A 12,003-nucleotide genomic window follows, 5' to 3' on the forward strand; every position below is an offset into this window, starting at 1 on the left:
CGCATGCAAGGATCTGACAAGGGTCAGTCGACCCGATTGGACGGACGGGGCCTGCGCGTCGGCATCGTCCAGGCGCGGTTCAACGACGAGTTGACGACGGCGCTGGCCAAGGCCTGCCTGGGCGAACTCGCCCGTCTGGGCGTCCAGGACGCCGACATCCGCCACGTGACCGTGCCGGGCGCGCTGGAAGTGCCGGTGGCGCTGCAGGCGATGGCCGTCAGCGGCAGGTTCGACGCGCTCGTCGCGCTGGGCTGCATCATCCGCGGCGAGACCTATCACTTCGAGCTGGTCGCCAACGAGAGCGGCGCCGGCGTGACGCGCCTGACGCTGGACCACCGCCTGCCGATCGCCAACGCGATCCTGACGGTCGAGAACGAGGAACAGGCCTGGGCGCGGGCCGAAGACAAGGGCCGCGATGCCGGGACCGTTGCCGTCGAAATGGCACAGCTGCTGAAAGAACTCAAGTGAACACCAAGGACAACACCCCCGCCGGCAAGAGCGCAGGCAAGCCGGGCGCGAAGAAGGCGCCGGCCAAGTCGGCGCGCCGCCGCTCGCGCGAGCACGCGCTGCAAGGCATCTACCAGTGGCTGGTGACTGGCGACGACCTCGGCGTGATCGACGCGCACACGCGCGAGCAGGACGGCTTCGAGAAGGCCGACCGCGGTCATTACGACAAGCTCTTCAACGGCGCGATCGAGGAAGCGGCCGATCTGGACGCGGTGCTGGCCCGTCACGCGGACCGCAAGACGACCGAGCTGTCGCCGATCGAGCACGCGATCCTGATGATCGGCGCGTACGAGCTGAAGAACTGCATCGACATCCCGTACAAGGTCGCGATCAACGAGGCCGTCGAACTGGCCAAATCCTTCGGCGGCACGGACGGCCACAAGTACGTCAACGGCGTGCTGGACCGCGCCGCGATCGACCTGCGTCCCGTCGAGGTCAAGGCCGTCCGCGGCAACTGATCTCCACCCGGACCGAGGCCGACGCTGCTCCCGCAAGGGACGCGTCGGCCTTTTTCATTGGCGCGGCAGCTGCGGGGGCCAGCCCATTGCACAGCACCTGGTATTGATCCACCTGACCCAGGAAATACGAGACTCGCATCAACGTGAGGTTGCCGCACCCAAGACCCACGGCGATCACGACGGTCAGGATCCGGAAGCCCCACTCTTCTTGCGAAAACGATGCGCGAAGTTTGCGCCAGATGGCCTCGAGCCGAAACAAGGTGGAGGGGAAAGCCAAATGCATCGAAAGACTCCCGAGCGAAGAAGACGATCAGTCTCCACCTGCTGGCGAGACCCGAATCTCACCCAGCCCTGGGAATCACACCGATTCGGTCAAAGAATGAACGCGTCGCCGCTACGTGGCGCGCCCTCGCCACAAGCTCACCAGCCCCGCGACCAGCGCGAATCCCGCAGCCATGCCGAGCCCCGCATGCGAGGCCCGTGACGCCGGCAGCCACGTGAACAGCAGCCCCATCAACAGGCTGCCCAGCGTTTGACCGGTCAGCCGTGCCACGCCTTGCGCGCCGCCGGCAGCGCCGCTGCGCTCCTTCGGCGCGGACAGCAGCATGTTGCGGTTGTTGGGTGTCTGGAAGAAGCCGAATCCCAGTCCCGCCAGCGCGGTGAAGACGACCAGCAACGGCCGTGGATCCGTCTGCGCCGGCCATGCGGCGCAGAGCGCGAGCCCCGCAGCGAGACCGCCCGCGCCGGCCGCGCAGAGCCAGGCCGTCGGCAGGCGGTCGGCCAGTCGACCGGACAGGGGCGCGGCCAGCATCACCGCCAGCGGCCACGGCGTCATCAGCAGTCCGGTCTCGAGCACGCTCAGGCCCAGCACGTGATGCATGTAGAACGGCAGCGCGACATAGCTCGCCATCTGCCCGGTGAAGCAGCACACCGACGCGATGATCGACATCCGGAACGACGGCGAGCGCAGCAGATCGATCGGGATCAGCGGCGCCGCGCGTTGCAGCTCGCGACGGACCAGCAGCGCGCCGCAGACGATCGCCGCAATCAGCAGCGCGCCGCCTTCCAGCGGCTTCGCCAGCACCTGGTCGCCGCCGAGCACGAAGGCCGCGAACATCCCCGCGTTGAGGGCGACGCTCACGACATCGAGCGGCCGCCGCGTGCCCGGCGTGCTCGGCAATCCGCGCGCGGCGATCAGCACCAGCAGGCCGACCGGCAGGTTCACCGCGAACAGCCACGGCCAGCCGGCCACCGACAGGATGGCCGCGCCGATGGCGGTCCGGCCGCCGACGCGCCCGCGACCGCCAGCGCGTTGTACGCGATGGCCTGTCCGAGCAGCCGCTTCGGATAGGTGAAACGCAGCAGCGCCAGGCCGAGCGGCATCACCGCCGCGCTGCCCAGGCCCTGCAGGCAGCGCCCCGCCACCAGCCAGCCCAGCGAGGGGGCCAGCGCGCACAGCGCCGAGGCCGCGGTGAAGAGCGAGACGCCCGCGACGAACACGCGCCGATAGCCGAGCCGCTCGCCCAGGGCCGATGCCGGCAGCAGGAACATCACCACCGCCAGCTGATAGGCCGTCGCGACCCAGATGGCATCGGCCGGCGAGCTGTCGAGAGTCTGCGCGATGTTGGGCAGTGCGACGTTGGCGATCGCGCCGTCCAGCACCACCAGCGCGATCGCGCCGAGCAGCGCGGCGACCGCGGCGTGACGTCGGGGCAACGGCACGCCGTCGGTGTCGGGCATGTCGGGCGGATGTCCGGTTGAGACGGATGCAGCCGACGCAGCAGATGCGGCAGATGCGGCAGATGCAGCGGATGCAGTGGATGTGGCGGATGAAGCGGACGGCGTGGCGGACATCGGGACGGCGACTCGGCAGGAGGTGCGTCCAGCATAGGAGCGGTCCGGCGACGCGACCAGCGCGCCGGGCGCAGGCAGTCCCTGCATGCGACGCCATCCGCACTGCTCGCGCGCGTGCTAGCGTGGCCGGATGGCCGACGACATCGATCTCAACCTGCTCACCGCGCTCGACGCGCTGCTCGCCGAAGGCAGTGTGGCGCGGGCCGCCGAGCGCCTGCGGCTCAGCGAATCCGCGATGAGTCGCACGCTGGCACGACTGCGCGCGGCCACCGGAGATCCGCTGCTCGTGCGCGCGGGCCGCACCATGGTGCCGACACCGCACGCGCTGGCGCTGCGCGACCAGGTCCGCGAGCTGGCGCAGGGCGCGCGCGCCGTGCTGCAGCCGGCGGGCGCGGGCTGGGACCTGCGCCGGCTGCAGCGGACCTTCACGCTGCGCGCGAACGACGGCTTCATCGAGGCCTTCGCGCCGGCGCTGGTCGCACGCGCGGCGGAAGAAGCGCCAGGCGTCTGCCTGCGCTTCGCCCCCAAGCCCGACAAGGACGTGCGCCCGCTGCGCGAGGGACTGATCGATCTCGACATCGGCGTGCTCGGCGAGTCCGGCCCCGAGGTGCGCATCCAGGCGCTCTATCGCGACCATTTCGTCGCCGCGGTGCGCGAGGGTCACGTGTTGCTGGAGGCGCGTGAACTCGACGCCGCGAGCTATGCGGCCTGCGCCCACGTGGTCACCTCGCGGCGGGGCCGTCGCGCGGGCCCGGTGGACGAGGTGCTGGCTGCACGCGGACTGGCGCGTCGCGTCGCCGTCGTCGTGCCGAGCTTCCGCGCGGCGCTGTCGATCGCGGCCGCGACGGACCTGGTGGCCCTGGTGCCGTCGACCTTCTTCCGGCCGGACTTCATCCAGGGCGCACTCCGCGCCCTGCCCTTGCCGGTGCCGACCGAGCCGATCACCGTCTCCCAGATGTGGCACCCGCGGCTCGAGAAGGATCCAGGACACCAATGGCTGCGCGGCCTGGTGTTCGAGCTCTGCAGGTCGATGGCGCCCCCCCGATCACCTTGATCACGGCGAGGGTCGCGCCGGTCACTCCGCGCTACCGACGTCGAGGTAATTCATGCAACCGCCGGTGTCCGAACCGGGGAAGCCCTCGCAGCGGCGTCCCCACATCGCCGTACATTTCGCACCTCAAGACGGCGCTTCGCTCCGACGATCGCCCACGCGCACCGACGTGGCGTGCCGACGACGCTCGCGTCCGCCACGCGCCCGATCATGGCGCCCCAACTTCTTGCCAGGAATGCATGTGAGAAATCTCTGTGGGCTGATGCTCTCCCTCCTGTTCGCGACGACCTGCCACGCCGATGTGCTCATCGGCCAGACCTCCGGATTCACCGGACCGGTCGCGGCCAGCGTCAAGGAAACGACCGACGGCGCCAAGCTCTACCTCGACGCCGTGAACAAGGCCGGCGGCGTCAACGGCGAGCGGATCAAGCTGATCTCGCTGGACGACAAGTTCGACCCGAAGCTGGCCGCGGAGAACGCCCGCACGCTGATCGTCGACAACAACGTGCTGGCGCTGTTCCTCACGCGCGGCACGCCGCACAACCAGGCCATCATGCCGCTGCTCACCGAGCACCGCGTGCCCCTGATCGCCCCGTCCACCGGCGCGATGGCGCTGCACAAGCCCGTCCATCCGTGGCTCTTCAACGTCCGCGCCACCTACCAGCGCGAAGCGGAACGCGCGGTGCGCCATCTGAGCCTGATCGGCATCGACAAGATCGGCGTGGTCCAGGTCGACGACTCGTTCGGCGCGGACGCGGTGGTCGGCGTGATGACGGGCTTCGCCGCGGTCGGCAAGTCGGCCGCCTTCGTCGAGAAGTTCGACCGCGCCCACCCCGACTTCAAGGCGACCGTCGCCAAGACGCAGTCGACCTCGGCGCAAGCCGTGATCTTCCTGGGCTCGGGACAGGCCGTGGTCGACGGCGTGGCCGCGATCCGCGACAGCGGCTCGCGCGTCCAGATCGTGACCCTGTCCAACAACGCCTCGTCGGGCTTCGTCGCCTCGCTCGGCAAGAACGCGCGCGGCATCATCGTCGGGCAGGTCTTCCCGTATGAACGCTCCCGCGCCGCCGCCATCGTGACCGAGGCGCAGGGGCTCGCCACCGCCCAGGGCCACGGCGACATCACGCCGGCCATGATCGAGGGCTTCGCCGGCGCCAAGGTGCTGGTGGAGGCCCTGCGCCGCGCCGGCCCGCACCCGACGCGGCAGAAGCTCCGCGACACGCTGGAAGGCCTGCAGAAGGTCAACATCGGCGGCCTGGAGATCAGCTACAGCCCGAGCGATCACTCGGGCCTGGACTTCGCGGATCTCTCCATCGTCGGGGAAGGCAACCGCTTCGTCCGCTGAGCCCGGGAGGGTCGATGTGCCGGGCCCCACACGGGGCCTGCTGGGGGCCCGGTGCGGTCACAGGTACTTGACCCAGGCCCGGTGCGTGCGCCGCTTGTAGGCCGCGAACGCCTTCACCGGCGGATAGAGCAGCGGCACCAGGCCCAGCCAGATGAGCCAGATCAGCGGGAACTGGCCGGCATCCACGCCGAATCGCACGCCCTGGTTGGGGCCGAAGACCGCGAGCAGCACGCGATAGCCGATCAGCAGCACGTAGAGGTGCAGCAGGTAATAGAACATCGGCGCGCCGCCGAAGACCGCGCATACGCGGAGGAAGGCATGGCGCCCGTGCTCGAAGGCGGCCAGCAGGACTGCTCCGATCCCCAGCGTCAACAGCAGGAAGTCCAGCGACGGCGGGTACTTCGTGAAGTTCAGGAGGGACATCGCCGTGTCCAGCGCCGTGGCGCCGGTGACCCAGGGCGCGTTCTCGCCGTAGAGATTGAAGCCGCGCAGGACCGCGAGCGCGAGCAGGCAGGCCGCCGCGAGGCCGCACAGCACGCGCTGCCGCTGCCGCACGGGCGTTGCGCGCGAGAACAGCGGCCCCGTCGCGAAGCCCAGCAGGATCACCCCGACCCAAGGCAGCGCCGGATAACTCACGCGCACCCTGACGAGCCCTTCCGGGATGAGCCAGTCGCGATGCAGCATCAACGTCCACAAGGCCCGCCAGCCGCCGTCGGGCGGCACCGACAGGCCGGTCAGCGCGTTGTGTCCCCCGACGATCGCGAGCCCGATGCCCACGAGCGCCCAGCGCGGCAGCCCCGACAGCAGCGCGAGCGCCAGCATGCTGAAGCCGATCGCCCAGATCACCTGGAGGTAGATCACGCCGAAGCTCGCGCTCCACGCGAAGTTCACCAGCGTCAGCTCCAGCCCGATCAGCAGCAGGCCGCGCTTGAGCAGGAAGCCGCGGACGTCGCGCGGCGGCGCACCGTCGGGGTGGGCGTGGAGCCAGGCCGAGAGCCCGGTCAGGAACACGAACACCGGCGCGCAGAGATGCGCCGCGAGCCGCGAGAAGAAGAGCTCCGGCGGCGTGCCGGGCACCGTCATCGGATCCGTGACCTGCAGGTGCAGGTAGAAGGTCTCGCGGACGTGATCGAGCAGCATCACGATCATCACGAATCCGCGCAGCGCGTCGATCGACGCGATGCGGGAGGACGGCGGACGGGACAAGGCGGCGGCAGTCATGGGCACTCGCGGGTTCAGAAGACGTGGCGCGCGGACAGGACGAAGCTTGCGCCCCGCGCCCGGCGCGACCCAGACCTGGCTGTAGGCGCTGGCGTAGTAGACGCGGTCGAGCAGGTTGTCGACGTCGAGCGAGAACGTCCAGTGCCTGTCGGGCCGGTAGCCGGCGAGCAGCTTGAGCGTGCCGTAACCGGGCAGCTTGAAGTCGTCGGCGGCGGCGAGCGGCGCGACGGCGCCTTCGCGCGCTGCGACGAGGTTCACGCCGAAGCCCGCCGTCGCCCGCCCGGCGCCGAGCGCAAACCCCTGGACCAGCAGCAGCGTCGCGCTGTGCCGGGGCACGTTGGCGAGCGGCCGCCCGACGAGAAACGCGTTGTTGTCGCGGGTCACCTGCGCGTGCGTGAACGCATAGGCGAAGGACAGGCGCAGGTCCCGGGCCACTTCGCCGCCGACGTCGAGTTCCACGCCTTCGCTGCGCACCTCGCCGGCCGCGACGGAGAAGTTGTTCGGGATCGGTCGGGTCCGGCGTCAGGACGTTGTTCTTCGCGATGCGGTAGACGGCCAGCGTGGCGGACAGCCGGCCGTCGGCGGCGTCGTACTTGGCGCCGGTCTCGACGGAACGGCCCTGCTCCGCCGGGAACGACGTGTAGGCGCGGCTCACGCCGCTGTTGGGCCGGAAGCTGCGCGAGGCCGTCGCGTACAGCGCGAGCGTGCCGCTCGGCTGATAGACCAGGCCCGCGCGCGGCGACGTCGCGCCGAGCGACTGGTCCGTCGTGACGCCGTTGCGGCGATTGAGCAGCGACTGGTCGTAGCGGTCGTGACGCAGACCGACCAGCAGCTTCCAGCGTTCGCCGAGGTCCATCTGGTCCTGCGCATAGACGGCGCGGGACTTCTGCGTCTCGCGGGTCCAGGTGTTGAGCGCCATCGCGGGCGGCGCCGCGCCGTAGACCGGCTCGAACAGGTCGATCGGCGTCGAGGTGGCGACGCGGTACTGCTCCCGGCGGTCGACGAAGCGGTAGGCATCGGCACCGAACAGCAGGTGGTGCGCGAGGCCGCCCGCGCGCACGGTGCCGAGCAGCTCGAAGCGGCCCGACAGGTCGGTGCCGTCGAACGCCCGCGTGCGACGCTGGCGGACCAGCGTGCGCTTGTCCGTCTGCACGAAGCGCGCCTCGGTGGCCGTGCCCGCCAGCGCGCTGTCGCGGTAGCTCAGGCCGGTCTGCAGCGACCAGTCGTCATTCAGCTGATGCTGGACGAAAAGCTGATGGCCCACGCTGCGCGTGGCCGTCGGGCCGTCGCCGGGCTCGCCGTAGAACGCATGGCGCGGCACGCGCCCGAGCTGGCCGTCGATGGCGACGACGCCGCGGTCGAAGGTCGCCTTCTGCCTCGAGAACTCGAGCTCGTAGGAGACGGTCGTGTCGGCGTCCGGCATCCAGAGGAAGGACGGCGAGACCATCGCGCGGCGTGACTCGACGTGATCGCGATCGCTGCCGACGCGCTCCTGCGCGGCGGTCAGGCGGTACGCGAGCCGCTCGCCCAGCGGGCCCGTCGATTCGGCGGTCGTCCGGTGGCTGCCGTGGCTGCCGACGGACAAGCCGAGCGCGTGCTCGGGCACGAACAGCGGCTTCCTGGTCGTGATGTTGACCGTGCCGCCGGGCTCGCCGCGACCGTAGAGCGCGGAGGCCGGGCCCTTCAGGACCTCGACCGAGGCGGCGTTCGCCGTGTCGCGCACGCCGTTGTAGCCGCGGCTCGAACTGAAGCCGTTGACCAGGTAGTCGGAGCCGAAGTTCGGATCGCCGGTGAAGCCGCGCATCGCATAGCTGTCCCACAGCCCGCCGAGGTTGCTCTGCCGGGAGATGCCGCTCGCGAGGTCCAGCGCCTGGTCCAGCCGCGTGACGCCGGCATCGGCCAGCAGGGTCTCGGACAGCACGCGCACGCTCTGCGCGAGGTCGCGCACGGGGGTGTCGGTCTTCATCGCGCCGGTGACGACGAGGGTTCGATAGGGTTGACGGGTGCCGTTCACGGCAACGGCATCGAGGGTGGCGTCGGCGCTGCCCTCCGATGCTGCTGCGCAGAGCGAAGGAACGACGAGGCATGCGACGAACGAGCGTGCGACACCGGCACGCGAAACGGAGATGGTGGACATGACAGGCAAGGAGTGACCCCGGGGAGCGCACGACGACGTGTCGACGGCTCCCCGGCGAAGTGAACCGGAGGGGATGACTGCGCGCCAGGCGCAGGGACGGTTCAGGCGGACGGCGGTCCGCGAGGCTTCGCGACGGTCCAGACGAGCGCGGGCAGCGGCCCGCGCGGCAGCGCCACGGGGGGCGCGCTGGCTTCGGCGTGGGTCAGCAGCGCATCGGGCGCCCGGCCGGGCGCCGCGGCCTGCGCGTGGAACAGGCACCAGGCGCAGGCGTCGGACTTCAGGCCGCCATCGTCGTCCACGTTGTCGACGTCGTCCTGCGGGCCGGCTGGCCCCTCTCCGCCACCAATCGCGGCGACGTTGGTATCGACATCGGCAACAACGACGGCCACGAGGGCCGCCCCCCGCTCGGACTCGCCGAACGGATGCGCGATGTGCCACGCGTCATGCATCGGACGGCCCAGCAGACTGCACACCAGCACGAGCAGGAGCAGCCAGGGGGAACCGAATCGGCGGGACGACGGCATCGGGAGGGAGACGGCGCGGAAGATGAGCGATGGAGCGGACGCGGCATTCTGCCGCAAGGCTCGCCCGACATCCGCCCAACCTCTGTCGATCTTCCGCGGATCACCCGCCGTCACCGGTCACCGGTCACCGGTCACCGGTCACCGGTCAACGGTCAACGGTCAACGGTCAACGGGTATCGGTCATTGGGGTTCATCGAGGTTCATCGGCTGCAGCTCGAGGCTCGTGATCAGACAGCAGCTCTCGCCCAGATGCTCGATGGGTTCGGCGCACAGGATGACCGGGGTCACTTCGCCGTTCGCGCCCTGCAATCGCAGCCGCAGGTCGCGGACCCGCCCGTTCGTCGCCAGGACGCGGTAGAACAGATCCCTGTCCTCCGGCAGGACGCCGTAGGCATGTGACGCCGTCGAGGTCCCGAGGATCTCTCCCTCGGACTTCCCATACCGCTGGCACAGCGCCTGGTCGGCCTCGACGATGCGCCGGTCCTTCAGCGCCACGATGGCCATCGGGATCGGGGCGGCCTGGAACAGGCGCCGGAACCGTTCCCGGCCGGCCTCGATCTCGCGGAAGTTCAGCTCCCGGGCGCGTCGCGCGTCGACGATGTCCATCGCGAAGGAAAGATCCGCGCCCAGCTCCTCCAGCATGGTCATCAGTTCGGCGTCGAAGAAGTCCGCCTCCCGGGCGCAAAGCATCAGGACGCACTCGACCTCGCCCGCGCGACGCACGGGGATCCACGCGATGGCCCGGATGCCCTGGGCGACCGCCTCCGCCCGCCATCGCCCCGCCTGCGCATCGAGGACGTAGTTGTTGCTGACGGCACTCACGCCGTCACGGAGCACCCGGGCGGTGTAGCTGCGCTGGATCTCCGCGTCCCGCAGGTCCAGCGGGTCCGGCACGTTCGCCAGCACCTCCGCCGCCGGCCCGGCAGACGCGGCCCGGCGGGCCAGGTCACCGTCCCTCTGATAGACGGCGGCCAGGATGGCGTAGCCCGCGTCGACGCAGATCTGGCAGGCCTCCCGCAGAAGCTCCCGCTCGTCGTCGATGCGCTGCACCATGCGGTTGGCGCGCAGGACGCTGGTGAGCACGCCCACCACGCGCTCGTCACGGGTGCGGGCGCGGGCGTGCACCGTGCGCTCGAGATGCAGCCGCCACAGCAAGGCGGCGACGCACACGGTCAACAGCAGGATGAGCAGGATCGAGCCGTTCATTCGACGGGTCCGTCAAGGGCACGCCGCCATTGTCGTCGGCGACGGCGCGCCTCCCCTGGAACCCGTGGAGCTGAAAGACTGGACGCTCAGCGCTCGCGTTCCTTCTCCTTCTCGATCTCGCGCTGCTTCTCGATCTCCCGCTGCTTGTCCTTCTCCTTGTCCTTCGCGCGCGCCCGGTCGTGATCGCGCGCCCGGGCGTCCTCACGGCGATCATCGGCATGCGCGGCCTGGCGTGGGGGTGGCGTGCTCGCCGCGGGACGCGCGGCCTCAGCCCCCGGTGCGCGCTGTCGCGCGGCCTCCGTCTCCAATGCGCGCTGCCGCGCGGCTTCGCGTTCACGCGCCGCGTCATGGGCACGAGCGTCTTCGCGCTCGCGCTGGACCTCTTGCTCCCGCACGCCGTCGCGCGGACGCGCCTGCTCAAGCGCCCGGTCACGCTCAGGGGGCGCATTGACCGGCTCCTGCATCGCGCGCGACGGCTGCGGCGATGGAGGAGGATTGTTGAATGACGGCATCGGCGCCGCATGGTTCGCCGGCTGCTGCTGATTCAGTTGCTGCTGATGCAGTTGCTGTTGCTGTTGCTGCTGCGCTTGCACTCCCGGTTGCGGTTGCGGTTGCGGTTGCGGTTGCGGTTGCGGTTGCGGTTGCGGTTGCGGTTGCGGTTGCGGTTGCGGTTGCGGCTGTTGATGCTGCGCTAGCTGAGGCTGCTGCTGCTGCTGCTGCTGCTGCGGCACCGGCGCCGGCGCGTGCACGACCGCCGGCAGGGCCGCCGCCAGATGCGCGGCGGCCGGCACCTCGCCCTGGAAGGGCTTGCCGCTCGCCGTCGAGCTGGCCGGCGCCACGATGGTCACGTTGGTGATGTTCGTCTCGTTGCGAACGTTGTTCACATTCGTCGTGTTGTTGACCACCGTGTTGTTGATGACCGTGTGGTTGATCTGCGTGTTGTGCTGGATGCGCATGCCGACGTTGGTGATCGGGGGCGCGCTGACCACCACGGCGGGCGGCGTGCCGAGCGGCGCTGGAACGATCAGGCCCGGACGCGATCCCGGCGGCGGCGGCACGAACACGCCCATCGGCCCCATCGGCCGGGCACCGCCGCCGATCGCGATCTGGACCGAGAGGTGCAGTCCCGGCGGCGGCGGGACGAAGCCCACGCCATGCGCCGCCCAGTAGCCGGAGACGAACACCACGGCGCCGTCGCGATGCTCGTAATAGGGATGCACCCAGACATAGTCCGGCCGCGGCGGCGAGGACCACCGCCCCGTGCACCAGACCCAGCGGCCTTGCCAGCCCCAGTAGCCGCCGGTCCACACGGCGCCCGGATAGGGCTGCGGCGGCGGGACCTCCACCAGCATCGGCGGCGGCGCGACGTCGACGAAGACGGGCTCGGGTTGCACCAGCGGCGGCTCGACGTAGACGCTGACGACCGGCGCGGGCGGCGGCGGTGGCGGCAGGGGCGCCCAGGTGGGCGGCGCGCGGTAGGACGCATCGGCATGGACGGTCGTGTGCGTGGGCGCGACGCAACCGGCGAGGAGCACCGCGAGGACAGCCGCGGCAGGCGCGGCAAGACGGAACGAGTGGTGCATGGGCATGAAGGGGGTTGACTGCGATGCCCTTGCCAACGGGGTCCCAAGGCCCGTCGTTGACATGTTTTCCGCCTCATCGGTATCCGCTTGTCAGGCACTTCAAGCTGGCGTCAAGGC

9 protein-coding genes and 2 pseudogenes are annotated in these 12,003 nt (G+C 70.3%); 4 read left to right on the forward strand and 7 right to left on the reverse strand.

Annotated features, from left to right (window positions below):
- Positions 1–3 precede the first annotated feature (3 nt).
- Both ribH and nusB read left to right on the forward strand, forming a co-directional pair.
- Entirely contained in the window at positions 4–468 is a 465-nt protein-coding gene (gene ribH / locus ACFJIX_RS24950; protein WP_377155325.1) for a 6,7-dimethyl-8-ribityllumazine synthase, read from the forward strand.
- The gene (nusB, locus tag ACFJIX_RS24955) at positions 465–965 is read left to right on the forward strand and encodes a transcription antitermination factor NusB (RefSeq protein WP_377155326.1); all 501 of its coding nucleotides are present in this window, start codon (positions 465–467) and stop codon (positions 963–965) included. The genes ribH and nusB overlap by 4 nt, the downstream gene beginning before the upstream one ends.
- Here nusB and ACFJIX_RS24960 read toward each other — a convergent pair.
- Positions 943–1,248 carry a hypothetical protein gene (locus tag ACFJIX_RS24960; RefSeq protein WP_377155327.1) on the reverse strand — a complete coding sequence of 102 codons (306 nt, stop codon included), beginning with the start codon at positions 1,246–1,248 and terminating at the stop codon, positions 943–945. The two genes, nusB and ACFJIX_RS24960, sit on opposite strands and share 23 nt — an antisense overlap.
- Before the next feature lie 111 nt (positions 1,249–1,359).
- Positions 1,360–2,906: pseudogene (locus ACFJIX_RS24965) on the reverse strand (MFS transporter).
- 43 nt (positions 2,907–2,949) lie between these two features.
- Here ACFJIX_RS24965 and ACFJIX_RS24970 point away from each other — a divergent pair.
- The gene (locus ACFJIX_RS24970) at positions 2,950–3,873 is read left to right on the forward strand and encodes a LysR family transcriptional regulator (RefSeq protein WP_377155328.1); all 924 of its coding nucleotides are present in this window, start codon (positions 2,950–2,952) and stop codon (positions 3,871–3,873) included.
- Positions 3,874–4,132: 259 nt separating this feature from the next.
- The gene (locus ACFJIX_RS24975) at positions 4,133–5,215 is read left to right on the forward strand and encodes an ABC transporter substrate-binding protein (RefSeq protein ID WP_377155329.1); all 1,083 of its coding nucleotides are present in this window, start codon (positions 4,133–4,135) and stop codon (positions 5,213–5,215) included.
- A 57-nt stretch (positions 5,216–5,272) separates the two neighbouring features.
- Here the strand turns inward: ACFJIX_RS24975 and ACFJIX_RS24980 are convergent, their stop codons facing one another.
- The 5 genes and pseudogenes from ACFJIX_RS24980 to ACFJIX_RS25000 all read right to left on the reverse strand — a co-directional run bounded on the left by ACFJIX_RS24980 (position 5,273) and on the right by ACFJIX_RS25000 (position 11,886).
- Positions 5,273–6,436: a DUF1624 domain-containing protein gene (locus ACFJIX_RS24980; RefSeq protein ID WP_377161954.1), complete on the reverse strand. Its 1,164-nt coding sequence runs from the start codon at positions 6,434–6,436 to the stop codon at positions 5,273–5,275.
- Positions 6,437–6,607: 171 nt separating this feature from the next.
- Positions 6,608–8,573: pseudogene (locus ACFJIX_RS24985) on the reverse strand (TonB-dependent siderophore receptor); the annotation flags it as partial.
- Between the two features lie 101 nt (positions 8,574–8,674).
- Complete coding sequence (locus ACFJIX_RS24990) at positions 8,675–9,097, reverse strand: hypothetical protein (protein ID WP_377155330.1); 423 nt, start codon at positions 9,095–9,097, stop codon at positions 8,675–8,677.
- A 180-nt stretch (positions 9,098–9,277) separates the two neighbouring features.
- A complete protein-coding gene (locus tag ACFJIX_RS24995) occupies positions 9,278–10,303 on the reverse strand; it encodes a GAF domain-containing protein (protein ID WP_377155331.1) in 1,026 nt (341 codons plus the stop codon).
- A gap of 86 nt (positions 10,304–10,389) precedes the next feature.
- Positions 10,390–11,886, reverse strand: a complete 1,497-nt coding sequence (locus ACFJIX_RS25000) for a hypothetical protein (RefSeq protein ID WP_377155332.1) — start codon at positions 11,884–11,886, stop codon at positions 10,390–10,392.
- Positions 11,887–12,003: the final 117 nt, after the last annotated feature.

Source organism: Roseateles sp. UC29_93, from assembly GCF_042695725.1.
In the GTDB taxonomy this organism is placed as follows: domain Bacteria; phylum Pseudomonadota; class Gammaproteobacteria; order Burkholderiales; family Burkholderiaceae_C; genus Roseateles; species Roseateles noduli_A.

Excerpts from the sequence above, each read along its gene's own strand:
- ribH (WP_377155325.1), top strand. The coding sequence starts at position 4 with ATGCAAGGATCTGACAAGGGTCAGTCGACCCGATTGGACGGACGGGGC.
- ACFJIX_RS24960 (WP_377155327.1), bottom strand. The coding sequence starts at position 1,248 with ATGCATTTGGCTTTCCCCTCCACCTTGTTTCGGCTCGAGGCCATCTGG.
- ACFJIX_RS24970 (WP_377155328.1), top strand. The coding sequence starts at position 2,950 with ATGGCCGACGACATCGATCTCAACCTGCTCACCGCGCTCGACGCGCTG.
- ACFJIX_RS24975 (WP_377155329.1), top strand. The coding sequence starts at position 4,133 with ATGCTCTCCCTCCTGTTCGCGACGACCTGCCACGCCGATGTGCTCATC.
- ACFJIX_RS24980 (WP_377161954.1), bottom strand. The coding sequence starts at position 6,436 with ATGACTGCCGCCGCCTTGTCCCGTCCGCCGTCCTCCCGCATCGCGTCG.
- ACFJIX_RS24990 (WP_377155330.1), bottom strand. The coding sequence starts at position 9,097 with ATGCCGTCGTCCCGCCGATTCGGTTCCCCCTGGCTGCTCCTGCTCGTG.
- ACFJIX_RS24995 (WP_377155331.1), bottom strand. The coding sequence starts at position 10,303 with ATGAACGGCTCGATCCTGCTCATCCTGCTGTTGACCGTGTGCGTCGCC.
- ACFJIX_RS25000 (WP_377155332.1), bottom strand. The coding sequence starts at position 11,886 with ATGCACCACTCGTTCCGTCTTGCCGCGCCTGCCGCGGCTGTCCTCGCG.